Annotated in this window: 24 protein-coding genes and 1 tRNA gene; 11 read left to right on the top strand and 14 right to left on the bottom strand. The window is 32.0% G+C overall.

The window, feature by feature from the left end; all coding sequences use genetic code 11:
* Window positions 1-8 precede the first annotated feature (8 nt).
* Window positions 9-1,241, top strand: a complete 1,233-nt coding sequence (gene odhB / locus HM981_RS13000; protein ID WP_179339243.1) for a 2-oxoglutarate dehydrogenase complex dihydrolipoyllysine-residue succinyltransferase — start codon at window positions 9-11, stop codon at window positions 1,239-1,241.
* Between the two features lie 546 nt (window positions 1,242-1,787).
* Here odhB and HM981_RS12995 read toward each other — a convergent pair.
* The 5 genes from HM981_RS12995 to HM981_RS12975 all read right to left on the bottom strand — a co-directional run bounded on the left by HM981_RS12995 (window position 1,788) and on the right by HM981_RS12975 (window position 8,642).
* Window positions 1,788-2,417 carry a response regulator gene (locus HM981_RS12995; RefSeq protein WP_179339242.1) on the bottom strand — a complete coding sequence of 210 codons (630 nt, stop codon included), beginning with the start codon at window positions 2,415-2,417 and terminating at the stop codon, window positions 1,788-1,790.
* A 63-nt stretch (window positions 2,418-2,480) separates the two neighbouring features.
* The gene (locus tag HM981_RS12990) at window positions 2,481-2,921 is read right to left on the bottom strand and encodes a retropepsin-like aspartic protease family protein (protein ID WP_179339241.1); all 441 of its coding nucleotides are present in this window, start codon (window positions 2,919-2,921) and stop codon (window positions 2,481-2,483) included.
* Window positions 2,909-5,497: a CHAT domain-containing protein gene (locus HM981_RS12985; RefSeq protein ID WP_179339240.1), complete on the bottom strand. Its 2,589-nt coding sequence runs from the start codon at window positions 5,495-5,497 to the stop codon at window positions 2,909-2,911. The genes HM981_RS12990 and HM981_RS12985 overlap by 13 nt, the downstream gene beginning before the upstream one ends.
* Before the next feature lie 8 nt (window positions 5,498-5,505).
* Complete coding sequence (locus HM981_RS12980) at window positions 5,506-7,458, bottom strand: DUF7849 domain-containing protein (RefSeq protein ID WP_179339239.1); 1,953 nt, start codon at window positions 7,456-7,458, stop codon at window positions 5,506-5,508.
* 152 nt (window positions 7,459-7,610) lie between these two features.
* On the bottom strand, window positions 7,611-8,642 hold the full coding sequence (locus HM981_RS12975; protein WP_179339238.1) for a hypothetical protein: 1,032 nt from the start codon (window positions 8,640-8,642) through the stop codon (window positions 7,611-7,613).
* Window positions 8,643-8,830: 188 nt separating this feature from the next.
* On the opposite strand from HM981_RS12975, the gene HM981_RS12970 reads away from it, so the two are divergent.
* From HM981_RS12970 to HM981_RS12925, 10 genes are all read left to right on the top strand, one after another.
* A complete protein-coding gene (locus HM981_RS12970; protein ID WP_179339237.1) occupies window positions 8,831-9,412 on the top strand; it encodes an RNA polymerase sigma factor in 582 nt (193 codons plus the stop codon).
* 4 nt (window positions 9,413-9,416) lie between these two features.
* Complete coding sequence (locus HM981_RS12965; protein ID WP_179339236.1) at window positions 9,417-10,163, top strand: tetratricopeptide repeat protein; 747 nt, start codon at window positions 9,417-9,419, stop codon at window positions 10,161-10,163.
* A gap of 121 nt (window positions 10,164-10,284) precedes the next feature.
* Entirely contained in the window at window positions 10,285-11,052 is a 768-nt protein-coding gene (locus HM981_RS12960) for a TatD family hydrolase (protein WP_179339235.1), read from the top strand.
* Window positions 11,053-12,081 carry an asparaginase gene (locus HM981_RS12955; RefSeq protein ID WP_179339234.1) on the top strand — a complete coding sequence of 343 codons (1,029 nt, stop codon included), beginning with the start codon at window positions 11,053-11,055 and terminating at the stop codon, window positions 12,079-12,081.
* An 84-nt stretch (window positions 12,082-12,165) separates the two neighbouring features.
* Window positions 12,166-12,253 (top strand) — tRNA-Ser (locus tag HM981_RS12950).
* Window positions 12,254-12,327: 74 nt separating this feature from the next.
* Window positions 12,328-13,095: a MotA/TolQ/ExbB proton channel family protein gene (locus HM981_RS12945; RefSeq protein ID WP_179339233.1), complete on the top strand. Its 768-nt coding sequence runs from the start codon at window positions 12,328-12,330 to the stop codon at window positions 13,093-13,095.
* Window positions 13,096-13,104: 9 nt separating this feature from the next.
* Window positions 13,105-13,545 (top strand): hypothetical protein, encoded by a 441-nt coding sequence (locus HM981_RS12940; protein ID WP_179339232.1) that lies wholly within the window; start codon window positions 13,105-13,107, stop codon window positions 13,543-13,545.
* 6 nt (window positions 13,546-13,551) lie between these two features.
* Window positions 13,552-14,187 carry an ExbD/TolR family protein gene (locus tag HM981_RS12935; protein ID WP_179339231.1) on the top strand — a complete coding sequence of 212 codons (636 nt, stop codon included), beginning with the start codon at window positions 13,552-13,554 and terminating at the stop codon, window positions 14,185-14,187.
* 11 nt (window positions 14,188-14,198) lie between these two features.
* The gene (locus HM981_RS12930) at window positions 14,199-14,663 is read left to right on the top strand and encodes an ExbD/TolR family protein (protein ID WP_179339230.1); all 465 of its coding nucleotides are present in this window, start codon (window positions 14,199-14,201) and stop codon (window positions 14,661-14,663) included.
* Window positions 14,664-14,755: 92 nt separating this feature from the next.
* On the top strand, window positions 14,756-15,454 hold the full coding sequence (locus tag HM981_RS12925) for a porin family protein (protein WP_179339229.1): 699 nt from the start codon (window positions 14,756-14,758) through the stop codon (window positions 15,452-15,454).
* Here the strand turns inward: HM981_RS12925 and HM981_RS12920 are convergent.
* The 9 genes from HM981_RS12920 to rpsB form a co-directional block, all read right to left on the bottom strand.
* A complete protein-coding gene (locus HM981_RS12920) occupies window positions 15,449-15,997 on the bottom strand; it encodes a hypothetical protein (protein ID WP_246286253.1) in 549 nt (182 codons plus the stop codon). The two genes, HM981_RS12925 and HM981_RS12920, sit on opposite strands and share 6 nt — an antisense overlap.
* Before the next feature lie 231 nt (window positions 15,998-16,228).
* Window positions 16,229-17,695, bottom strand: coding sequence for an RNA polymerase factor sigma-54 (rpoN, locus tag HM981_RS12915; protein ID WP_179339227.1), 1,467 nt, complete (start codon window positions 17,693-17,695; stop codon window positions 16,229-16,231).
* Between the two features lie 78 nt (window positions 17,696-17,773).
* On the bottom strand, window positions 17,774-19,207 hold the full coding sequence (gene asnS, locus HM981_RS12910; RefSeq protein WP_179339226.1) for an asparagine--tRNA ligase: 1,434 nt from the start codon (window positions 19,205-19,207) through the stop codon (window positions 17,774-17,776).
* Between the two features lie 32 nt (window positions 19,208-19,239).
* Window positions 19,240-21,660, bottom strand: coding sequence for an efflux RND transporter permease subunit (locus HM981_RS12905; protein WP_179339225.1), 2,421 nt, complete (start codon window positions 21,658-21,660; stop codon window positions 19,240-19,242).
* A 75-nt stretch (window positions 21,661-21,735) separates the two neighbouring features.
* Window positions 21,736-23,016, bottom strand: coding sequence for a DUF5686 family protein (locus HM981_RS12900; protein ID WP_179339224.1), 1,281 nt, complete (start codon window positions 23,014-23,016; stop codon window positions 21,736-21,738).
* Between the two features lie 72 nt (window positions 23,017-23,088).
* On the bottom strand, window positions 23,089-23,643 hold the full coding sequence (frr, locus tag HM981_RS12895) for a ribosome recycling factor (protein WP_179339223.1): 555 nt from the start codon (window positions 23,641-23,643) through the stop codon (window positions 23,089-23,091).
* Window positions 23,644-23,689: 46 nt separating this feature from the next.
* Window positions 23,690-24,397, bottom strand: coding sequence for a UMP kinase (pyrH, locus tag HM981_RS12890; protein ID WP_179339222.1), 708 nt, complete (start codon window positions 24,395-24,397; stop codon window positions 23,690-23,692).
* Between the two features lie 125 nt (window positions 24,398-24,522).
* On the bottom strand, window positions 24,523-25,497 hold the full coding sequence (gene tsf, locus HM981_RS12885) for a translation elongation factor Ts (protein WP_179339221.1): 975 nt from the start codon (window positions 25,495-25,497) through the stop codon (window positions 24,523-24,525).
* Between the two features lie 82 nt (window positions 25,498-25,579).
* Window positions 25,580-26,404 carry a 30S ribosomal protein S2 gene (gene rpsB / locus HM981_RS12880; RefSeq protein ID WP_179339220.1) on the bottom strand — a complete coding sequence of 275 codons (825 nt, stop codon included), beginning with the start codon at window positions 26,402-26,404 and terminating at the stop codon, window positions 25,580-25,582.
* Between the last annotated feature and the right edge of the window lie 131 nt (window positions 26,405-26,535).

The following is a 26,535-nucleotide window of genomic DNA, read 5'->3' as shown; positions in this document are numbered from 1 at the left end:
TAAAGCTCATGATTTTAGAAATGAAAGTGCCTTCACCAGGCGAATCAATTACTGAGGTGGAAATTGCAGAATGGTTAGTACAAGACGGAGATTACGTAGAAAAAGATCAAGCCATTGCAGAAGTTGATAGTGATAAAGCAACATTAGAATTACCAGCTGAAGCTAGTGGAATAATTACACTTGCGGATAAAGATGGTAATAGATATGAAGAAGGTGATGCTGTAGTTGTTGGAGCTGTAGTTTGCTTAATTGATACTAGTGCTGCAAAACCAGAAGGTGGAGACGCACCAGCTAAATCAGAACAAAAGGAAGAAGCTCCTAAAAAAGAGGAAGCTAAACCAGCAGCTTCAGAAACTAAGACTTATGCAACAGGTACTGCAAGTCCTGCAGCTAAAAAAGTATTAGCAGAAAAAGGAATTGATGCTAGCGCAGTTTCTGGTACAGGTAAAGCCGGAAGAATCACTAAAGATGATGCTGTAAACGCTGTTCCTTCAATGGGAACTCCAACAGGAGGAAGTAGAGGTACATCGCGTAGCAAAATGTCTATGTTAAGACGTAAAGTTGCAGAGCGTTTAGTTGAGGTTAAAAACACAACCGCAATGTTAACCACATTTAATGAGGTTAATATGACACCTATATTTGAACTACGTAATGAGTACAAAGAAACCTTTAAAGCAAAACACGGTGTTGGTCTTGGGTTTATGAGTTTCTTTTCTTTAGCCGTTGTAAGAGCTTTAGAAATGTATCCTGCAGTTAATTCTATGATAGATGGTAAGGAAATGTTGACTTACGAATTTGTAGATATAAGTATTGCTGTTTCTGGTCCAAAAGGATTAATGGTGCCAGTAATAAGAAATGCTGAAAACTTATCATTTAGAGGAGTAGAATCTGAAGTAAAACGTTTAGCGCTTAGAGCGAGAGATGGTCAAATCACTGTAGATGAAATGACAGGTGGTACATTTACAATTACTAATGGAGGTGTATTTGGTAGTATGTTATCTACACCAATTATTAATCCACCTCAAAGTGGAATTTTAGGAATGCATAATATTATACAACGTCCTATAGCTGTAGATGGAAAAGTTGAAATACATCCTATGATGTATGTAGCTTTATCTTATGATCACAGAATTATTGATGGAAAAGAATCTGTAGGATTTTTAGTTGCAGTAAAAGAAGCTTTAGAAAATCCAGAAGAATTATTGATGGATAATAATATCAAGAAAGCTTTAGAACTATAGATTCTAAAAGAAAATAAAATGCAAAAAGCGCAATTCCATAGGAGTTGCGCTTTTTTACTCCTTACTAATAGAGTAACTAACAAAAATTAATTGAAGAAGTTAACAGCGACATTCGCGGAAATCACAATTATTGAACTTACGATTAACAAGATTATAAATAATTTGTCCGTTTTTGATGAAGATTCATTTTTCATTGTTTCCATAATTCTTATTGTTTTTCTTTAAAAGCTCTGAATTGATAATTAATTCAGAGCTCAAAAGGTTTTAAACTAAGGTGTTGATTAATAGCTGGTGTAAAATTGCACATAATTATAAAGCAATACTATACGTGACTTTACGTATTTTTTGGTTTTTTCATAAAAAAAAGCCTTGAACAAAAGTTCAAGGCCTAAATAATCCCTAATATTTAATCAATCCTCTATTTTGAAGAATCAACTAATAACTAATTTTATGTTACAACCCCTACATCGCAACATGGTGTAAAGGTCACAAAAAAAATGATATCATACTATACGTAACTTTACGTAGTTTTAAGCTAATTTACAATTAGCTGTCAAAAAGATTAGAATTTTCTTTAGCCCAAATGAGTAAACTGTTTTGTTTACTCTCTAATTTTAATTTTTTTATAATATTACTTTTGTGTTTTTCTACTGTTCTTGGAGAAATTGCAAGTAAGTCTGCTATTTCCACTCCAGTCTTGTTTTGTGAAATCAATTTAACAATTCCTTTTTCATGATTAGTTAAAGATTCAAAATGTTTAGGTAACTCATGTAGCTCTAAAAATTTTAATAATTCAGGACTGAAATATGGAGTGTCTTTAAGTACAGACGAGATACAATTCTCAATTTCTACTAAAGCAAATTCTTTTAAAACATAGCCATAAATACCTAAAGCCTTAGCGTCGTAATACGTTTTTTCATCTTTTTCGAAAGTAATAAGTACAATCTTTGTACTAAGCTGATCCTTTTTACACTTTTCAGCAATTTCAAGGCCTGTGTAAAACGGCATTTTTATATCTAAGATGGCGATGTCAGGGTTGTGCGCTTTAATAAGTGTCAAAGCTTCTTTTCCGTTTTTCGCACTTGCTAAAACATTGAATTCTTTTTCTATTAAAAAGTCGTGTAAACCTTTTAAAACCAAAGGATGGTCGTCTGCGATAATAATTGTTGGATTCATTTTTGCTATTAATTCAACGGTGTAATTTTAAAGGTAACAAGAAACGCGATTATACGAAATTTATTACAACTTTAAATAGAGGTATTTCTTTTCATAATCAATAATAGCTTTACCTTTTTTTAATACATCTGCACCAATAATACCATCCACAGGATCTGCGTTGTGGTTTATAAGTCCATTGTTAACGTGAGATAGATTAAACAGAATTAATGCCACGCGATTTTTCTTCCATTTCCCAACCTTCAAATTATTGGAAGTAGAAATTTGAGTCACCATGTCTGATGCTCCAGCACCAACGGCTTTTATTTCTGAATCTTTTACTTTAAGATTAAAACGTTCAATAGCTTCAAAACCTACACAACTATTAGAAGCGCCTGTATCTAAAATAAAACGTCCTTTTACACCATTAATAGAAGCTTTGATTTCAAAGTGATTGGTTTTAGTAAATTTTAATTTAATTTTTGAATACCCTTTATTTTTAAGGAAGTCTTTTAATGTTTCCATGTCTTTCGTTTATATATTAGTAACCAACATAAGCCTGCAATTATTAGGCCTAAGATGATATAGATAATTAGATTATTGTTATTTGAAGATTTTGGTTCGGTGAGGTCTCCAAAATAGACAAAAGCACTCCAATAATATGGGGACTTTTTTATATTAGAAATTTCAGGATCATTTAAGTATGCTAATTTTGAAGTTTGATTAGCATTAAAAGCAGATTCTGACTGTCTAAGATCATGATAGAAATTAGACATTATTTGAGACGTAGATAAGTCATTAATTTTCCAGAGTGAAACAACCATATTGGAAACTCCTGCATATTTAAAACCACGAGCAAAATTCATACTGCCTTCTCCTTTTTGAAGCACACCAATACCTGTTTCACATGCACTTAAAACCACTAAATCATTGGTTAAATCTAGATTGTACAAATCTTGTAACTGTAATTTTGAGTCTATAAAATCAATAGTCGAAGGTGTCGTAAAGCTACCACTATTGGCATGTGTAGAAAGATGTAAAATACTATAGTCATTTATCTGTTTTAATACATCAACTTTCGTGGCATCATTATACATAAGGAATTCGGTGTTAACCTCATTATTTATGCGTTCAGCTTCATCAATAGAGTAGGTGAGTTTTAGGTTGCTATTATCAAAAACAGGAAAAACACCAAGTGCAGAATTAATGAATTTATAAGGTTTTGAGTTATTATAAAATGAAGCACTCGTGTGGTATGCCAAACGATGACGTTTTACCATGAAAGGCATATTAGCGTAGCTTGAAGTTGAGGTTGTTTGTGTGAGTAAGCTTTCAAAAGGAATAAAATTTAAAAGGCCATCTGCAACTATAACAACATTTTGATAAGACGAAATGTCATTTAGTTGTAATAATTGATATAATTTATAAGCGTCCTCAGTGAACAGAGAAATATCATTGTTTATTGCTGAAGCATTTTCAAAATAATCTATAAATTTTGAAATGCTTTCTTTATTTGAATTTGATAAATCTATATGCTTAAAAGAAATATGTTTTGGCGAAAAAACAAATTGATATAATCCATTTTTACCATAAAAATATTCTACTAAACACGCATTATCCGATTTTAATTTTGACTTTAAATTTTGAATGTTTAAAGTATTGTATAAATCTAAAGCATGTGCTCTATTAATAGAATCTTGTAATTGTTTGAGTTTTGTGCCTGTGGTAATAAGTTGTAATTGCAAGCTATCGCGCTCTAAGAGTTGTGCTCTATTAATAGGTCTGTTGAGTAATCTGTTTGAAAATTGTTGCTGCTTTTTTAATAGATATTGTTCTTTTAAAAGAAGGCTGTCATTTGGGTGTTTTTCTAAAAGGGCTCGTTTTTTTGTGTACCATTTTAAAGCAAGAGCTTTATTGCGTTCTGCATATTGAAATGCTCGTTTTGCATAATCACTATCTCCTTTGGTTTGATATAAATGGTATAATATATTAATGCATTTTTCACTTCGGTCTTTGTTCACATTAGCATTAAGAATATAACTTTCTTGACTAGTGTTTTCTTGAGCGAGCATGGCAGCAACATAAAAACTTAAATCGTAACATTGTAATGCTTTTTCTGGTTCTGTTTGTAATTCTGCCCAAAGATCAAAAATATCTATAAAGGTATTTTCAGGATATAAATCACTAGATTTTGGAAGTTGATTAACGTTAAAATTTGGAAGTAATATAGCCAAGCAAGTTTTTAGTTTTGCTAAAGCTTTATCATTTTCATTTCGTTTATAATGTAATTGTGCTTCTTGAAAATTGAATTTTGCTCTGTCTCTAGCAGATGTAAGCTTGTTAAGTTTTAATTGCTTTAACCGGTTTAAATTAGAATAGGCTGCATCATAATCTTCATTCTCTATAGCCGTTTCGTAATTGAGTTGATAGTCTTCAACATTTTTAGGATTAAATTTTGGTCCAATTAAGTCATTATCTAAAAACAAACGCTTCTGTTGGGTTTGTATGAGTCGTTCACTTTTTCTTTTGATATAACTTAGATTTCGTTTTTGGTATTTGTTAATCCCTTCAACTTTAAAACCTTTATTAACAATGGCAATAACTTGTTGGTGCTTGTTTAAAGATTGGTAAATCTTGGCGAGATTAATGAAACCTGAAATCTGCTGTGGTTTATTGTTTTGCTTTTCGGCAAGTTGAAGGTAATAGGTTGTAATCTGTTCTGCTTTTGAATACGCATTGGTTTTGTGATACAGAATGCCTAATGGAATAAGGCAATATTCTATAATGTCATAAGAAGAAATGTGATGTTCAATATAAAGTAAATGTGCTTTTTCATAACTTTTAATAGCATCAGATTGCTTATTTATTTTATTGAGATAATAAGCTTTATTAGCGAGTAGATTTATATATGCATAATACTCGTCTTTGGTGTTTAGTTGTGTTTCAAATAAAAGAGATGTGTTGTTTAATTTGGTTAAAGATGCTTCATTTTGGAGCTGATTAAAGGTTTCAGTAGCAACATAAATCGATTCTTCCAAATCTTGAGCAAAACAAGTTCCGAAGACCAATAAAAAAATGATGAAGAATCCTTTGTTAATCATCGTTTAAACTAGAATTTCCAAATAGCATAAAGTTGCAAATAATTGTAGTTGTCTTGTAAATTAAAGACATAACGTGCTCCAAGACTTGGCCCAATTCTAGCAAAACCAGCTGTAGCTTCTACTAAAAATCCCGATCTTATGTTGGTGAAAGATTCTGAAACATTTTCATTGGTAGTGCTACTATCAAAAAGAAATAAATCAGCACCTTGCCCTTCAAATTGTTCCGTTAAAATAGATTGATCTTGTTTTTCGCTAACGGAAATGGTTCCAATGATTCCTGCGCCTAAACCGATATAATTATTTACGTTATATCTAACCAATACGGGAATTTCCCAATCTATATTACTGTAGCTTCTGTTTGTGGTAGTGCGTTCGGTATACGGAATGCCAATGGTTCCATCATCTACAATTTCTTCTTTAATTTCGGTGTTGCTTTCAAACTTATGAAAACTGTTTAATAATTCAACTTGCCAATACCAACGATACGATTTGTATGGTGAAATAGTAGCACCTATAAAATAATTTTCAGAATTTTTAAGATCGGCAAATGAGTTGTAACCTGCTTTTACTCCAATAGAAACGCCTGGTAAAAAACGTGTTGTAGAATAATTAGTGATTATCGGATCGTTTTTATCAAAGATAATAGCCGTTTTCGATTTGGTTTTCTGTTTATGAAAATCCTTGGAGAACTTTAATCGGTATTGTACAAAGCCTTTTGTAGAATCGTATTCTTTTACGTTTTTTTGCTCACTTCCTGGTAAATAGATGTTTTTAAATGTGAAAATGGCTTGCTTTGCAGTATAAGTCGTGTCAAGGCAACTATATGTGACATCGTGTTTTGGACAAATTTTTACTTTAGGATACATGTCTAAAACTTCAATAGACGTTTTGTCAAACATGTCAGGTATATCAGTCTCTAGACGAATTGTAGATGCTGGACCTTCGCCATTATTCTGAAATCTAATTTTAAATTTTGGACGTTTATATTTTACTAATCTATAATTAAGAAATGTAGAATTAGAAGACATCTTGTTAGGATCGTGAGAGGTTACAATTTCCATTTCCATGTCTTTTACATGGTGATTGTCGTACTTGTCCTCAGGAACATAAACACCTCTAACCGAAATAATCGCTGAAGTATCTTTTAGCATTTCTTTAGTTGTTTTTAAACTATAGAAGACATGACGTTCTTCATTAGGTTTCATATTATCAAAGCTTAATTGACTTGAATTTCTATAGGCAAACTTGGCATCGTCTAAAGTCTTTGGTAGATTCTTACGAACTGTTGTGTCTTGAGGTTTTGCTTTAAGAATCATTAAATTATCTTCATCAGAAGCATAAAAAACATCAGAATCAAATTCTGACGTATATACAATGGCATCATTTATTGCTTTTTCATTATGGTATGTTCTAGTTTCAATGAGGCTAAAATTGTCATCTTTATATTTAGCTTCATTATAAAACAAAAAGAATTTACCATTGGTAGTATAGTTTTTAGTGTTTTTATAGCTAAAAACCATAACCATTTCTTCATCTGGTATAGGTTCGCTATTGCGTTGTAGGTTTAGTGCACTATCCATAGAAGCTTCATCTTCATAGCTATCATTGGCATTGCTAACCTCTATTTTTTTAGGACGTGTAAGTGGTGGTTTTCCGGTATCGTAATTGTTAGTTGCCCATAATCTAACGGTATATTCTCTATTTTTTTTGTATGTTTTTACAGGCTCTTTTTCCTTGCTAAAAGTACCATCACCAAATTCCCAAAAATTAGTGTAGAATGCTTTTGGAGCTCCAGCAATCTGATTTAATATAGGAGCATTTGCTTTAAATTCAATCTTATCTCCAAGGTTTTTTTGCTCAATACTTGCTGTTCTGCGAATGGTGTCTTTCTCAATGTCTTGTTGGGCAAAACTTAAAACAGATAGTATTAAAGCGAAACAGAATAAGGTTATAGGTTTCATAATGATGAATTTATTGTGATTAAAATTAACAATTAATAACTAATAGCGTTTTAATTATGAAGCTAAAACGCTATAAGTTTATTTATGGAGCATACGAAAAAGCCAGAAAAATTAATTTCTGACTTTTAAGAACTAAGTAGGTAAGCAATGATTTATGGTAAATCATTCATTAAAGCTATTAATGTAGCTTCGGTTCCTACTATAGTCTCCCCTAAATTAAAAGTGATAATATCATTAGCAACAATAGTTGTTGGTTTAATAGCATATCTCCAAATTCCGTCTGTTTCTGTTACAAAAATCACATGACATTCTAAACCAATTGGTATTTGTCCGTAATGCTCGCTAAAAATATTTAAAGCTTCATCATAAGTGTCTAATTGTGCTAATGCTGGTGCTTCACCATCATAAGACAAGTAAATAGAACTATTTTCATTATCATAACCTTCAGGTGCTTGTGCTTGAATCGTTGTTTTTGGTCTTGGATCGTTATAGAATCTATCAACGTTAGCCCATCCAAAACCTTCAAATGCGGGATAATAGTTATTACCTTCAACAAAAGGTACTGGGTTAGCTCCATTTTCGTCTTCAATTTCATCCCAAGCTAAGTTGCCTTCATTGTCTATTTCTCCATTCCAAAGTGTCATATCCTGATCAGCTCCACCAGTTAAACCTGCAGGTATAATTAATTGTATCCCGCAATTTGTATCTAAAATGTTTCCATTTTGTGTCGCTTCTAAGAAGAATTCACCACCAGAGACTAATAAGGCTTTATCTCCATTTGGCATTATTCCCATAGTCGGTTTATTGGTTGTAAGCATGTTACCTTTTTCAAAAAGTTCTATATATTCTAAGGTAATATCTCCAGTTACAGGATTGCCGTTGTAAGTAAGGCAATTGGCGTTAATGTTTATCTGTACACCTTGCTCTGAAGTTAAGTTTATATAACCATCATCTGTATTAAAGCCAAATGTCTGAGTAAGGTTTTCTAGAGCAATAGTTTTAATGTTATTAAATTGTTGAGCCGTAGGTGGTTCGTTGCAATTATCACAGTTATTATCTTCTTTAGGTTCGCAGCTTGTAGTTAGAATTGCGGTCATTGTAAATAGGGCAAAAAGGCTGAGTAGGTTTTTACTAACAATACGTTTGGTGTTTGTTTTAAAGTAAAGTTTTTTTGAATGTTTCATAATTATAGACTTTATGGTTATTTGTAGTTATATAAACAAGGGAGCAAAATTGTTACCCTGTTTTAAATGATATTTTGTTTTTGTTTGTTCCTTTTTGTTTTCTTGTTACACCCTTATATCAAAACACATTTAAAATTGTTACCTTCATTTTATAAATATTTTATAAATTCGTTGAAAATAAAGGGCTTATGAGCGATAAAAAATTACACGAAGACCAGAAATATATTGATGGATTAGCTGCAAATAATACCTTTATTATTAAGGCGATCTATGATAAATTTGCGCCTAAAGTGATTAATTATGTGAAGCAGAATAGTGGTGATGCTCATGATGCCCAAGATGTAATCCAAGAAACCATTATTACTATATTTAATCAAGCCAAGCAGAAAAAGTTAGAACTTACATGTCCCTTTGATGCTTATTTTTTCTTGCTTTGTAAACGCAAATGGTTAAATCAATTAAAGAAACGAAAAGTGAATGAGGTAACAATTAATGACGATGTGTTATCTAAAGATGATGATGCACAAGTTTTATCTTTTGAAACGTCCATTTTTGAAGACAAAGAAGCTTTGTTTAATGAGATGTTTCAGCAATTAGGAGATGCTTGTAAAGATTTACTAAAGGCAACCTTTAAAATTAAATCGATGGAAGAAGTCGCAAAAAGTCTCAATATTACTTATGCCTATGCTCGAAAAAAGAAATCGTTATGTATAGGTCAATTAACTAAACTTGTGCAAGCCTCACCCAAATTTAACCAATTGAATTATTAATGTTATGGAAGAACAAGATTACATACAGTTTGAAGGGTATCTCACTGGCGATTTGTCTAAGAGCGATTTATTAGCTTTTGATGAACGTTTAGAGTCCGATTCAGATTTTAAAACCGCATTCGAAATTTATAAAGATGTATCTTCTCATTTACAGCATAACATTGCAAATGAACAAGAATCGGCAGATTTTAAAGCCAATTTAGATGTTATTACCAACCAATATTTTCATGATATTGAAAGTGCAGATGTTGAAAATAAATCGTCACAAAAATCTAATTTTTACAAATATGCTATAGCAGCATCTGTAGTTATTTTATTAGGCTTCTTTGTATTCAACCTACTTGGTAAACCTAATTATAACGACTACAATAATTTTGATGCCATCAGTCTAACAGTACGTAGTGCAGAAGATGCTAACTTTAGTAACGCAGAACAAAGTTTTAATACGCAAAACTATGAGGCTGCTATTGCTGCATTTAATACTATTTTGGAAGAAGATTTTTCTAATTTAGAAATACAACTCTATAAAAGTATGGCTTTGGTAGAAACCAATCAGTTTGAAGAAGCAGACGCTTTATTAAATAAGTTGTCTAAGGGTAGTTCAGCTTATAAGAATAAAGCCAAATGGATTTTAGCCTTGAGTTATTTAAAACAAGAGAAAATTGAACTATGTAAAGAAACGCTGCAGTCTGTACCTAAAGATGCAGACGATTATAAGCGTGCTCAAGAACTGTTTAATAAGTTAGATTAGAAACTAAAGTTATTCTATTTGTAATATGCTTTTTATTGAGCAAGGTGTCTTTATAAGTGTTCAATATTAAATATGAAATTAAAAGTCATCAAAACCAAGATGACTTTTTTACTTTTACAAAATGATAATTACAGATACACATACCCATTTATATAGTGATGCTTTTGATGAAGACAGAGCAGAAATGATTAATCGAGCGATTGAGGCTAATGTTACACGGTTTTTTATTCCGGCCATAGATTCTACACATACGGAATCTATGCTTCAGCTAGAAAAAGATTTCCCTGACTATGTATTTTTAATGATGGGTTTGCACCCAACATCTGTAAAAGAGAATTATAAAGAAGAGTTGAAGCATGTTGAAGACTTATTAGCACAACGAAAATTTTGTGCGATTGGAGAAATCGGCATTGATTTGTATTGGGACAAATCAACTTTAGATATTCAGATTGAAGCGTTCAGACATCAAATACATTTAGCAAAACAATACCAATTACCTATCGTTATTCATTGTAGAGATGCTTTTGATGAAATTTTTCAGGTTTTAGAAGAAGAAAAATCAGATGATTTATTCGGTATTTTTCACTGTTTCACTGGGACTATAGAACAAGCAAGAAAAGCCATTTCATACAATATGAAATTAGGAATTGGAGGAGTGGTTACGTTTAAGAATGGTAAGATTGACCAATTTATAAATCAAATAGATCTGACACACATTGTTTTAGAAACCGATTCGCCTTATTTAGCACCAAAACCTTTCAGAGGGAAACGCAATGAAAGTGCCTATATTAATAAGGTATTAGAAAAATTGTCGGAGCTTTATGGTATAAGCGAAGATGAAATCGCTACCATTACTACAGAAAATTCAAAAGCTATATTCGGAATTTAAATGATAAAGCAACCGCACATCCTATTAATATATACAGGAGGCACCATTGGTATGGTTAAAGATATTGATACAGGTGCATTAAAAGCATTCGATTTTAATAGTCTACTTACTAAAATACCAGAATTACGACTTTTAGACTGTTCCATAGAAACGATTTCTTTTGAAGAACCCATAGATTCATCTAACATGTGTCCTAAATATTGGGGAGATATTGCGACTATTATAGGTGATAATTATTTAGATTTTGATGGTTTTGTCGTATTACATGGAAGTGACACTATGAGTTATACCGCGTCTGCCCTCAGTTTTATGCTAGAGAATTTAGCAAAACCTGTAATTTTAACCGGTTCTCAATTGCCAATAGGAGATTTGCGTACAGATGCAAAAGAGAATTTAATTACGTCCATACAAATGGCGTCATTACAAATAGAAGGCAAACCAGTAATTAGAGAAGTCGGACTTTATTTTGAATACAAATTATATAGAGGTAATAGAACCACAAAAATCAATGCAGAACATTTTGAAGCATTTGAGTCGCTCAATTATCCGCATTTAGCCGAATCAGGAGTTCATTTAAAAGTGAATAAAGAACACCTTTGGAAACCAAAACCAAATAAAAAATTGATTTTGCGAACACGAATGGATACTCATATAGGAGTACTAAAATTATTTCCAGGTATTTCTAGACCAATTTGTGAAGCTATTCTTACAAGTAAATTAATTAAAGGGCTAATTATTGAAACTTACGGTTCAGGAAATGCAACAACCGAAGCTTGGTTTGTAAAATTATTAGCAGATGCAATTACAAATGGGCTTCATATTGTAAATGTTACCCAATGTGCAGGAGGTAGAGTAAATATGGGTCAGTATGAAACCAGTTCACAACTGAAATTAATTGGCGTAATATCTGGTAGTGACATAACTACGGAAGCCGCGATTGCAAAATTGATGTATCTTTTGGGTGAGAATATTCCAAGAAATAATTTCAAAACTATTTTTGAAACTTCCTTGAGAGGAGAAATGTCTTAAAAATAACAGAAAATAACACTTTAAATTTTAGTGTTTGAAGATTTTTTCGTTATTTGGCACTGTGTAATTTGAAATAGAATTTTTAGAGAGGTGGCCGAGTGGTCGAAGGCGCACGCCTGGAAAGTGTGTATACCTCAAAAGGGTATCGAGGGTTCGAATCCCTTCCTCTCTGCTGATATTTTACGCTAGATTGCATTTTTTTATTTATCTTTAACACTTTAACTAATAAAATTAAGATTCAGAACAATGAAAAGATTATTTTCTATCCTTGCCATAACATGTTTATTGGCTCTCGGAACTGTTAATGCAAATGCAACAACAGCCTTTGCAAGTGCAACAGCAACAGTAACTAGTGTAACTCAAGATGATGCTGCGGCAGAAGATTTGACGTTTCACCAAGAATTAAAAAAGCGTTTTATCGAAGGTGGTCCAGGCTTTATGGGTATTGTACTACTATGTTTAATTCTTGGACTAGCTATTGCTATTGAAAGAATTATCTTTTTAAATCTTTCGACTACAAACACTAAAAAATTAACACAAAATGTAGAAGATGCACTTAACTCTGGTGGTATTGAAGCTGCAAAGGAAGTTTGTAGAAATACAAAAGGACCTGTTGCTTCTATATTCTATCAAGGTTTAGATAGAGCAGATGAAGACATCGATGCTGCAGAAAAAGCTGTTGTAGCTTATGGAGGTGTTCAAATGGGACAATTAGAAAAGAATGTCTCTTGGATTTCTTTATTTATCGCTTTGGCACCAATGCTTGGTTTCATGGGTACGGTAATTGGTATGATCCAAGCCTTTGATAAAATTGAAGCAGCTGGTGATATGCAACCTTCTTTAGTAGCAGGTGGTATTAAAGTAGCACTTTTAACAACAGTATTTGGTCTTATTGTAGCTATTATACTTCAAATCTTTTATAATTATATCATTGCTAAAATTGATAGCATTGTAAATGATATGGAAGATGCATCAATCACATTGATGGATTTATTAGTAAGACATAAAAAATAAAAATTAATTATGCACAAAATATTAAAAATAGTAGCCGCTGTTTTAAGTTTAATCGGGATTGTATCTCTGGTTAGAATTATAGCAGCTGGTGATGAAGCCATTAAAACTGGCGGAGAAGATGGTCTCTTTGAGCCTATGGCTTGGATAGGTTATATTATACTAGGACTTACTGTATTGTTCGTAGTCTTTTTTGTATTGAAAAATTTATTTTCAAATACAGCTGGTCTAAAGAACACACTAATCGGTGTAGGTGCATTTGTAGTTGTATTATTAATTTCTTATGCGTTATCTGGTAGTGATTTACCAATAGAATATAAGAATGGAGATACTATTGCTACACCTGGAGAATCTACAATGATTGGAGCAGGTATAGTAGCATTCTATTTTTTACTAGGAATTGCTGCAATAGCTATGATTTTCTCAGGAGTTAAAAAAGTAATTAGTAAATAATATAACATGGCAAAAAGAGCAGCACCCGAAGTAAATGCAGGATCAATGGCTGACATTGCCTTCTTATTACTTATCTTTTTCTTAGTAACAACAACAATTGCTAAGGATAAAGGTTTATTAAGAAGTTTGCCACCTATTGATGACTCTATAGTTGAACCGCCAATTATTAAGCAAAAAAATCTATTTACAGTTTTAATAAATCGAAACAATCAATTATTGGTTGAAGATGAGGAAATGCCTTTAGAAGATTTAAGAAAAGCAGCAATTGCATTTCTTGATAATGGTGGAGGTACAAATCCAGCTGGTGAATCTTGTGATTATTGTAAAGGAGAGAAAGATGAATCATCATCTGATCATCCAGAGAAAGCAATTATCTCAATGAAACATGATAGAGAAACCACTTATGAAAAGTACATGGATGTACAAAATGAGTTGGTTGCAGCTTATAACTTCTTAAGAGAACGTGAAGCAGATAGGTTATACCGAAAGTATTACCCTGAAGCAGATAAAGTTTTCACAGCAATGTTAGAAGAGAAAGAGAAGAATCAATTTAGCAAGGATGAAAAACTTAATGAGCGTATTGAGACCATTAAGAATTTATTCCCAATGAAATTGTCTGAAGCAGAACCTGATAAAAATTAAAAGAAACAAATATGTCTAAGTTTAGAAAGAAAGATAAAGGTGAAATGCCAGCAATTTCGACGGCATCACTCCCAGATATTGTATTTATGTTGCTTTTCTTTTTTATGGTTGCTACCGTAATGCGAGATAGTTCTTTGATGATTGAAAACAAATTACCAAGCGCAGATCAAGTTGAGAAGCTTAAAAAAGATAGAACTATTTTTATCTATGCAGGTAAGCCTAGTAGTCAGTATAAGCAGTTTGGTGAAGAACCAAGAATTCAATTTAATGACGCCTTTATAGGTTTAGAAGATGTTCAATCTTCAATTTATCAAGGAATAAGCGAAATGAATGAAGAGCTTCAAAGTAAAGTTGTAGTCGGTCTAAAGATAGATAAGAGCACTAACGCAGGTTTAGTATCAGATATTAAGCAAGAATTGCGTAAGGCAAATGCATTAAAAGTAATGTATATTGCTAATACAAAAAAAGTTGAGTAAATAAAATTTTATAATTTTATATTGAAAACGTCCTGAGTAATCAGGGCGTTTTTTTGTTTAATAGATATCAAAGATTTTGTAATTTTATATACATGAAAAGTTTTGTTTTACTTATTGCTTTATTAATAGCTTTTTTAGGGTTTTCTCAAAGTAATCGTGCTTCTGAGTCAGAACTAGATAATAATTACAGAGAGGATCAATTTTACGCTTCTGTGACCTATAATTTACTCAGTGAGAAGCCTAGTGGTGTTTCTCAAACCGATTTTTCCTCAGGGTTTCATTTTGGGTTTATTAGAGATATGCCTATTAATACTAAACGTAATGTTGCTATTGGTTTAGGCTTGGGATTGTCTACAAATTCCTATAACCAAAAAAACATTTTAATTCAAGAAATTGATAATGAGGTATCGTTTATTGAAATCGATGAGGATGATTATAATGTTTCAAAAAATAAGTTTACAACCTACCTTTTAGAAATTCCTCTTGAAATTAGATGGAGAACGTCTAATGCAGAAGATCATAATTTTTGGCGTATTTATACGGGATTTAAAATGGGTTATTTAGTTTATAATTCTACCAAGTTTAAAAGTGATTTAGATATTCAGAAACTCTCTAATATTGATGATTTTAATAAATTACAATACGGCTTAACCTTAAGTGCAGGTTACAGTACCTGGAACTTTCATGTGTATTATGGATTGAATTCAATTTTTGATGAAAATTCTGAATTTGAAGGAGAAAGTATTACAATGAAGTCCATAAAAATTGGACTTATGTTTTATGTCTTATAGCCAATAAGTCATCAGGACAAACTGTGGTGTAAACCCTGTTAAAGTACCTAAAAGTAATTCTTGATAGGTATGTGCTTTTAAGTGTAAACGAGAGGTAGCTATCGCACCAAGAATTATCATCATTAAGGCAATAGTGCCATTTATGTTAATCTGATAATGCATACTTATAGCCACGGTAAACATAAAAAAACCTGATGCTGCTATCATATGTATGCTCGCTTTAATTTTAAATACAGCCATAATAAAGCAGATGACTGTTGCGAACAATATACCTAAGAAGAAGTAATACAATTCTATGATTTCATCTTTTGCTAATACTCTTATTAGAATTAATGAAATTATAATGGAATTAACCAATAATGGTATTAAGCGCTCTTTTGTACTTCTCAGGTAAATTGAATTAACCTTATTAATTGTTTTCAGTAAAAAATAAAGTAGAATAGGTAAGATTATAGTAAGAATTACAATAGAAAATATCTTCGCACTTCTAACAGGTTCTGGAATAAATCGAGGTGTTTTTGAAAAGTAAAATAGCACCCCCATTAATGGCATAATTAATGGATGAAAAACAAACGATATGCTCTTTAAAATAAAATTTTTCATTGCTGTGGCAAATGTAAAGTTTTATCTTCTAAAAATCGTGTTAGTTAAGGTTAGTAGTGTCATAAATTATTAATTAAATGACTAATAACTACATGTTGGTCTGTCTTACTCTTTCATAAGTTCTAATGTAACTTTGAATGGAGGGTATTATGTTGTGAGTTGAGATAAGAGTTAGAGTTCTTTTCTTAATCGTGCTACAGGAATATCTAATTGTTCTCTGTATTTGGCAACGGTTCTTCTAGCAATGGGATAGCCTTTATCCTTTAATATTTTAGAAAGCGCTTCGTCAGTCATTGGTTTCTTTTTGCTTTCTTCTTCAATAACGGTTTCAAGAATCTTTTTAATTTCTCGTGTCGAAACTTCTTCACCTTGGTCATTGGTCATAGACTCAGAAAAGAATTCTTTGATTAATTTTGTGCCATAAGGTGTGTCTACATATTTACTATTTGCCACACGCGAAATGGTAGAAACATCCATTTCAATTTCGTCTGCAATATCCTTTAAAATCATAGGACGTAAATTACGCTCATCGCCACTTAAAAAGTATTCTTTTTGGTAATGCATAATAGAACTCATAGTTACAAATAACGTCTGCTGACGTTGTCTAACAGCTTCTATAAACCACTTAGCAGCGTCTAATTTCTGCTTTATAAACATTACCGCATCTTTTTGGGACTTAGACTTTTCTTTAGTCTCTTTGTAGCCCTTAAGCATGTTGTTGTATTCTCTAGATACGTGTAATTCTGGAGCATTTCTACCATTAAGTGTCAATTCTAATTCTCCATCAACAATTTTTATGGCAAAGTCAGGAACAATATGCTCTACAATTTTGTTGTTTCCCGCGTAAGATCCACCTGGCTTAGGGTTTAGTCTTTCAACCTCTTCAATAGCATCTTTTAATTGGTCTTCGTTAATACTAAATTTATGCATTAACTTTTTATAGTGTTTCTTTGTAAATTGTTCAAATCCATTGTCTATGATAGCTGTAGCTAATTCAACATTTGGATGCTGTTCTTTACGGTGTAATTGAATACTCAAACATTCTTGAAGGTTACGAGCACCAACACCTGCTGGATCTAGTTGATGTACAATTTGTAAAACCTTTTCAACTTCCTCTTCGGTTGTATACACATTTTGAGTAAAAGCTAAATCGTCTGCAATGTCTGCAAGGGAACGACGTATATAACCACTTTCATCTACGCTACCAACTAAGAAGTATGCAATTTCTTCTTCTTGGTCTGATAAACGAAAGGTATTTAATTGATTTATTAAATGTTGTGTAAAAGACGTACCTGCCGCGTATGGCACAGATTTATCTTCGTCATCAGCGCTATAATTATTGGCTTGTGTTCTGTACTCTGGTATTTCGTCGTCGCTTAGATATTCATCAATATTAATATCATCGGCTTCTATGGTTTCGTTGTCATCGTAGTTCTCTTCAGAATTATCAAATTCATCAAGATTATCGTCAGATGCTTCAGATTCTTTTCCTGTATCTAGTGCAGGATTTTCTTCTAACTCTTGCTTTAAACGTTGCTCAAAGGCTTGTGTAGGCAATTGGATCAACTTCATAAGTTGAATCTGTTGCGGAGAGAGCTTCTGCGAGAGCTTAAACGATAAAAACTGCTTTAGAGACATAAAATTTCTGTTGATTATAAATGTAGTAAAAAAATACCTGACTAGTTTCTAAAATTAGTCAGGTATATAATTTAACAATTAAAACTCTGCGTTTTGTGGTGTTCTTGGATAAGGAATAACATCTCTAATATTTCCCATTCCTGTGGCAAACATTACTAAACGCTCAAAACCTAAGCCAAAACCAGAGTGAACAGCTGTTCCGTATTTACGTAAATCTAAATACCACCATAATTCTTCTTCAGATATATCTAAAGCTTTCATCTTTTCTTTTAAAACGTCCAAACGTTCTTCACGTTGAGAACCACCAACCATTTCTCCAATACCTGGAAATAAAATATCCATAGCTCTAACTGTTTTTCCATCTTCATTTAAACGCATGTAAAACGCTTTAATATTTGCAGGATAATCAAACAATATTACAGGACATTTAAAGTGTTTTTCGACTAAGAAACGTTCGTGCTCAGATTGTAAATCAGCTCCCCATTCTTCAATGATATATTTAAATTTCTTCTTCTTATTGGGTTTACAGTTTCTTAAAATATCTATAGCTTCCGTATAGCTTACACGCTTAAAGTTATTATCTACAACAAACTTAATTTTTTCAATTAAGCTCATGTCGCTACGCTCGGCTTGTGGTTTTGTTTTGTCTTCGTCCAATAAACGTTTGTCTAAAAACTCTAAATCGTCTCTGTTGTTATCAAGAATATAACTTAAAACAGATTTCATAAAGTCTTCAGCCAAATCCATGTTACCCGCTAAATCCATAAAAGCCACTTCAGGTTCTATCATCCAAAACTCTGATAAATGACGTGTAGTATTTGAATTTTCTGCTCTAAATGTTGGCCCAAAAGTGTAAACTTTACCTAAAGACATCGCGTAAGATTCAGCTTCAAGCTGACCTGAAACGGTTAAATTTGTTTCCTTTCCGAAGAAATCCTCCTTATAATTTACAGATCCATCTTCATTTAAAGGTGGATTTTTAATATCTAAATTTGTGACTTTAAAAGTTTCACCTGCACCTTCTGCATCACTAGCCGTTACTATTGGTGTATGCATGTAGTAAAAACCATTCTCATTAAAATACTTATGAATAGCAAAAGATAATGAAGAACGTAAACGCATTACAGCACTAAATGTATTTGTTCTAGTACGTAAATGTGCATTCTCTCTTAAGAATTCAAAAGAGTGTTTTTTAGGTTGAATAGGATAAGTTTCAGGATCAGAATCCCCTAAAATCTCTAATGTTTTTACAACAATTTCAACGGATTGTCCTTTTCCTTGACTTTCTACTAATTCGCCTGTAATATGAATTGCAGCTCCTGTAGTTACACGCTTTAAAAGTGCTTCGTCAAAATTTTCAAAATCTACAACACATTGAATATTATTTATGGTAGAACCATCGTTTAAAGCAATAAATCGGTTTGCTCTAAAAGTTCTTACCCAACCTTTTACAGTAACATCTTGTAAGGTTACATCTTGAGATAGTAGTTCAGCTACAGTTTTTGAATTCATTTTTAAATAATTTTGAATGCTAAAATATGTTGTTAATCTTTATTTTTTTTGTGGTCTTCTTTAGTATGGTCTTCATCAGCTTCTGATGGGATAATATTTATAGAAGGTTCTCTTAATACTTCTTTATTGGCAATATTTTTCTCTAAAGATAGTAGAAGCGAAGGTAATAACAGTAAGTTAGATAGCATAGCAAATAGTAAGGTTATAGATACTAAAGCTCCTAAAGCTACTGTACCACCAAAACTTGAAATTGTAAATACTGAAAAACCAAAGAATAATACAATAGACGTATAAATCATGCTCACTCCAGCTTCTCTCAGTGCAGCATAAACGGATTTACGTACTTTCCATTTATTGGCTTGTAATTCTTGTCTGTATTTGGCTAAAAAGTGAATAGTATCATCTACAGAAATTCCAAATGCAATACTAAATACTAAAATTGTAGAGGGTTTTATAGGTACACCAATAAAGCCCATAATACCTGCAGTAATAAGTAAAGGTAGTAGGTTAGGAATAAGGGATACAATAATCATTTTAAATGAACGAAATAAATAAGCCATAAATAATGAAATAAGAATAATGGCTAGCGTAAGCGATATTATTAAGTTTTTTACAAGGTATTTAGTTCCTTTTTGAAACACCAAAGCTTTACCTGTTAAGATAACTTCATAACGTTCTTTTGGAAATACTTTGTTTATTTTAGTTTGAAGATCTTCTTGAATACGCTCCATTTTATCTGTACCAATATCTTTCATAAAAGTGGTGATACGCGCATATTGCCCAGTGCTATCTACAAAATCACTCAACATATCTGTGTTAGACGTTGAGTTTTTAGCATACGATAAGATAAAACTATTTTCCTGACTAGTTGGTAATTGGTAATATTTTGGATTGCCGTTATAATAAGCTTGCTTGCTATATTTTACTAAACTAACCACAGATATAGGCCTCGATAATTCTGGGATATCATTAATTAATTCTTCCAATTCGTCCATTCGTTTCAAAGTCGCTAACTTCATAACTCCTTTTTTACGTTTGGTATTAATCATGATTTCTAATGGCATAATTCCATTAAATTCAGATTCAAAAAATCGAATATCTTTAAAAAATTCAGTGTTTTGAGGCATATCTTCAATAAGACTGCCTGAGATTTTAATCTGATAAATTCCTATAATACTAGCAACGATTAAAATAAGCGTTGTAATGTAAATGGTAATTTTTTTGTTTTTTACCATGTTTACCATCCAATCTACAAAAGCACCAATCCAGCGTTTATTTAAATGTTCTAAATGGCGTTCTTTTGGGTAAGGTAAGAACGTATACATTATTGGAATTATAAGTAAACACAATATAAAAATGGCTAAAATACTTAAGGATGCAACAATACCAAACTCTTTAAGTAATGTGCTTTCTGTAAAGATGAAAGTAGCAAAACCTGAAGCTGTAGTAACATTAGTCATAAGTGTAGCATTACCAACTTTAGTAATTACACGTTGTAAGGATTTTACTTTATTACCATGAGATTTTACTTCTTGCTGATATTTATTGATTAAGAAAACACAATTAGGGATTCCTATAACAATAATTAATGGAGGAATTAGTGCTGTAAGTACTGTAATTTCGTAACCTAATAAACCTAAGATTCCAAAGGTCCACATGACACCAATACAAACTACGATAAGTGAAATAAATGTGGCTCTAAAAGATCTAAAGAATAAGAAAAAGATCAATGAGGTTACCAAGAGTGCACCACCAATAAAAATAGGAATTTCATCTATAATACTCTGTGAATTTAAAGTACGAATATAAGGCATACCTGAAACTCTAACATCTAACCCTGTTTGGGCTTCAAATGCATCTATTTTTTCTTGGAGTACATTTAAAATAAAGACTTTCCTAGCTGGTGTATTTATAAAATCTTTCTTTAAATAAAGTGCAGTCCTAATGGTTTTAGTGTCTGCATTAAATAAGAAGTTATCGTAAAAAGGATATTGTTTAAAAAGTTCATCTTCAAGTTTAAGAATCTCTTCCATACTAGAAATAGAATCTTTAATAAATGGCTCAAGATCAAATTTTACGTCTTCTGTATTTTTAACTAATTTCTTAAGATCTTTAATCGATAAAACGGCTTCTACTTCATCATAAGGTTTAAATGAGTCTGCTAAATTATTCCACGCATTAAGCTGTTTTACCGTAAATATTGTTGAATCTTTTACGCCTAAGACAACAAGGTTACCTTCTTCTCCAAAAATCTTTAAAAAATTATTGTACGTAAGGTTTACTTCGTGGTCGTCTGGTAATAGATTGGCTTCCGTAGAGGAAAACTGCATGTATTTCCATTGTGTACTAAAAAACACAGTTGCCAAAATAATAGCAATAAGTATAAAGATTTTATTACGAAGAATAAGTCTCGCAATAACTTCCCAAAATCCTGTAGTTAAAATTTTAAACATGTATGAAATAAATAAGCAGTAAAGGTAGAAAAAACCTAAGGATTAGTAGGATAATTATCAGGATTATAATTTGATTTAAAGTGAAATGTTGAAGGTAAACTTAAAGGCCATATTATCTTCTAAATTAGGTAAGTGATAGCCACCATAGCGATAGGCGAAACTAAGTCCAAAGCCAAAAATAAGTTTATTGATTTCAAAACCAGATTCTGAATAAAGGTGTTTTAGGGTATTAAACTCAATGCCTTCATGTCTGTTAATACTATTCATATCTCCAACAGCATATCGAGATATTAAGACTAATTGAGGCTTAAAACGCTCCGTGATCTTAAATGGTTTAAAAGCATGTTTTAATTGTAGTGTAGAAAATTTATCACTAAAAAACTCATTAAAATACATGGTTTCAAAACTGTTTAACCCAGCGACTGAAAATCGTTGTAAAATAGTTTCTTTATTAATATTGTTTGGGTAAGCGTGATATAAATGTGTTAAAGGTGCTTCTCCATCTGCTAATCCTGCTACAAGCGTAATGTTGGTAGTCGATTTGTTTTTATGGGTGAATTGATGAATGGTTCTAAAATCTAGTTTCGAAAACTTAAAATCACTTCCAAATACAGATCTGAAAGCTTGAGTGAATTGAAGTGTGAATTTTGGGTAACCATTCTTAGTTTCAACTGTTTTACCTTTTAATATAGTAAATTTACTAAACGGACTCCATTGCAAACTAACCTTAGCAGTACTTAGGTTAAAATCGCTATAATTTTTATCGTTTAATAAGAAGTTATAAAAATATGTTGGTTCTATCCTAGAAGTGGCTAGTTGCGTTTCTGTAAGTAAGTTGTCAGATAATTTGTGTTGTATTGAAACCGATTTGGTAATATGCTTGTGAAATAAATCGATGTTTAATAAGCGCGGCTCAAAAAAAGTAAAAAAGCGCTTATCTGTTAAGAATTTAGAACTCCCTGTTTCTTGTAAGTCATTTGTATATGCAAGATTAATCCAAGTATCTGAAGCTTCGTTAACTCTAAAACCTCCTCCTATTTTGTATTTAAAAGCTTTATCTAAAAAGCCATAAACTAAGTAGCCGTCAATTCTGTAGTGTTCAGAAAATCTATTGTTAGTAATACCACCTAAACCACTTCTAAAACCTTCATATTGATTAAATTTTACGAGATAGCGTAAATCAAGATTAAAGTGATGAAAAGGGAAAAAACCGTTGCCAATATTTTTTAAAAATTCAGTTTTCTTAATAGAATCTTGTGCTATTTTAACGGAATCTGTTCTTTTTACAAGCCGCTGCTGCGCATAACTATTTGTAGCAAGCGTTAGTAGTAAAACAACAAACAGGTGCTTTAGCATTTAAAATGATTAAATTATAATTATAAAAGAACATCCCAAGTCATTGGGATGTTAAAGGATTTAATTGAAGAACTAGACAGTCATAATTTCTTTTTCTTTTACAGCTAAAGTATCATCGATTTTCTTTACAAAAGCATCAGTTAGCTTTTGTATGTCTACCTCTGCATTTTTCTGTAAATCTTCAGAAACATCCGAGTTTTTAATGTCGTTATTGGCTTCTTTTCGTGCACTTCTAACACCAACTTTTGCATGTTCTGATTCAGATTTAGCTTGTTTTGCTAAATCTCTACGACGCTCCTCAGTTAATGGTGGTACATTAATTATAATTGTATCTCCATTATTCATTGGGTTAAAACCAAGGTTGGCAATCATAATACCACGCTCAATTTCTTGAAGCATGTTCTTTTCCCACGGTTGTACTGTTATAGTTCTTCCATCTGGAGTGTTTATATTTGCTACTTGTCCAATTGGTGTTTTAGATCCATAATAATCTACCATCACGCTGCCTAACATTGCAGGACTGGCTTTACCTGCTCTAATGTTTACAAATTGCTTTTCTAAATGCTTTATAGCAGCATCCATAGCTTCTTTTGCAGTGTCTATTATAAATATAATGTCTTCGTTCATAGTGTTAACTTTTTAATATAAGAATAATCAATATTTAAGCCAAAATTTAAACATTGACTTCTGTTCCAATTTTTTCTCCTGTTACAACTTTAAGTAAGTTTCCTTTTTTGTTCATATCAAAAACAATAATTGGTAATTTATTTTCTTGACTTAAAGTAAATGCAGTAGTGTCCATTACTTTTAGACCTTTTCTTAGAACATCCTCGAAAGAAATATGATCAAATTTTACTGCTGTACTATCTGTTTCAGGATCTGCTGTGTAAATACCATCAACACGCGTACCTTTTAAAATCACATCTGCTTCAATTTCTATTGCACGTAAAACGGCAGCAGAATCTGTTGTGAAATATGGATTTCCAGTACCACCACCAAAAATTACAACACGACCTTTTCTAAGATGACTCATTGCTTTTCTTCTAATAAAAGGTTCTGCAACTTCGTTAATTTTAATAGCAGTTTGTAAACGTGTTTTTACATCAGCATCTTCTAATGCATTTTGTAATGCTAAACCGTTTATTACAGTAGCTAACATGCCCATATGGTCGCCTTGAACTCTATCCATTCCATTCATGGCACCAGCAACACCTCTAAAGATGTTTCCTCCACCAATAACGATTGCTACTTCAACACCTAATTCTGTAATTTCTTTAACATCTTTAGCGTATTCAGATAAACGTTCTGGATCAATACCATATTGACGGTTTCCCATTAAGGCTTCTCCAGATAATTTTAGTAGTATTCTTTTATATTTCATTACATGATTTAAGAGTTGAACAAAGCTACGTAATTATTAGCATCTGTAAAAGTGAAAAAAAGCCAAAAAAAAGGCTTCTCAATTTTGAGAAGCCTTTTTAATGAGTATATCTTGAATATGATCAATTATCCTACAGAAGCACGTTTAAAACCAGTAACAGTAACATCACCATAAGTTTTAACGTAATCTGCAACAGTTTTCTTTTCGTCTTTAATAAACTTTTGATCTAATAAACATTGTTCTTGATCTAAAGTTGTATTATCAGAAATAAAACGCTCCATTTTACCTGGTAAAATTCTGTCCCAGATTTGTTCTGGCTTACCTTCAGCTTTAAGTTCTGCTTTTGCAGCTTCTTCAGCTTCAGCAATAATAGCAGGAGTTAATTGTGCCATAGAAATGTAACTAGGTACATTCTTTAAGGTCTTACCTAAACGTCCTAATTCAATATTATCTTTTTCAATTACTGCGATACGTGCTTCTGTTTCAGATGCAACGAAAGCAGGATCGAAATCTTTATAAGATAAAGAAGATGCTCCCATAGAAGCAACTTGCATTGCAACATCTTTAACTAAAGTTTCAACGTTATCTACTTTTGCAGATAAACCAACTATTGCAGCAATTTTGTTAATGTGTACATACTGTCCAACAAAAGGTGCATCTAATTTTTCAAAAGAAGTGATATCTAGTTTTTCTCCAATAACACCTGTTTGTTCAACTAATTTTTCAGCAACAGTCATTCCTCCGAAATCAGCAGCTAAAAATTCGTCTTTACTGTTACAGTTAAGTGCAATATCAGCTAAGTCGTTAGCTAATGCTACAAATGATTCATTTTTACCAACGAAATCAGTTTCACAACCTAAAACAATAGCAACACCAGAAGTGTTATCTGCATTTATTTTAGCAACAGCAGCACCTTCAGAAGAATCTCTGTCAGCTCTTTTTTCTGCTACTTTTTGTCCTTTTTTACGTAAAACTTCAATGGCTTTATCAAAATCTCCACTAGCTTCAACTAAAGCTTTTTTACAATCCATCATACCAGCACCAGTAGCTTGTCTAAGCTTGTTTACTTCTGCTGCTGTAATTTTTACAGTATTTTCCATAGTTTCTAAAATTTAAAAAGTCATTTAATTAATTCTCGAAGAGAAAAGAACTAAATGACTTTTAATAGTGTATAAATGTTATTTATTCTTCTTCTTGAGATGCTACAGGAGCTGTTTCAGCTTTTGGAGCAGCAGGTTTTGCTTCTTCTTTTGCTTCAGTTTTAGTTTCTGCTTTTTTCTCAGTTTTTTGAGTTTTAGCATCTTTTTCTGCACGTTCAGCTTTTCTTTCGTTTAATCCATCAGCAATTGCAGATGTAACGATAGATAAGATTTTATCTACAGATTTTGAAGCATCATCGTTAGCAGGAATTAAATAATCTACTTCACGTGGGTCAGAGTTAGTATCTACCATTGCAAAGATTGGAATGTTTAATTTTTGAGCTTCTTTGATAGCAATATGCTCACGCATAATATCTACTACAAAAATAGCACCTGGTAAACGTGTCATATCAGAAATAGAACCTAAATTCTTTTCTAATTTTGCACGTAAACGATCTACTTGTAAACGTTCTTTTTTAGATAAAGAGTTGAATGTACCATCTTTCTTCATTCTATCAATAGTAGCCATTTTTTTAACGGCTTTTCTGATAGTTACAAAGTTAGTTAACATTCCACCAGGCCAACGTTCAGTAATATAAGGTTGGTTTACAGCACCTGCCTTTTCAGCAACGATGTCTTTAGCTTGTTTTTTTGTTGCAACGAATAAGATTTTCTTTCCTGATGCTGCTATTTTAGCTAATGCTTCAGAAGTCTCTTCAATTTTTGCTGCTGTTTTGTAAAGGTTGATAATATGAATACCGTTACGCTCCATATAGATGTAAGGAGCCATGTTTGGGTTCCACTTACGAGTAAGGTGACCGAAGTGTACACCTGCTTCAAGTAATTCTTTTACTTCAATTTTTTCCATTTTGTAATAGTTTACGTTCTGTTAAATTAGCAATGATTAAGTGGTTGCTTTCGCTCGCCTTAAACATTTAGATGCTAAACTTTAAGTTCTGAAAGTGTTTCAGAATCTTGGCAATAAAATAAAATAATTCA

Origin of the sequence: Winogradskyella ludwigii, from assembly GCF_013403985.1 — a bacterium.
In the GTDB taxonomy this organism is placed as follows: domain Bacteria; phylum Bacteroidota; class Bacteroidia; order Flavobacteriales; family Flavobacteriaceae; genus Winogradskyella; species Winogradskyella ludwigii.
The sequence above is the reverse complement of the archived record's forward strand: the minus strand, read 5'-3'. Positions and strand labels throughout refer to the sequence as shown.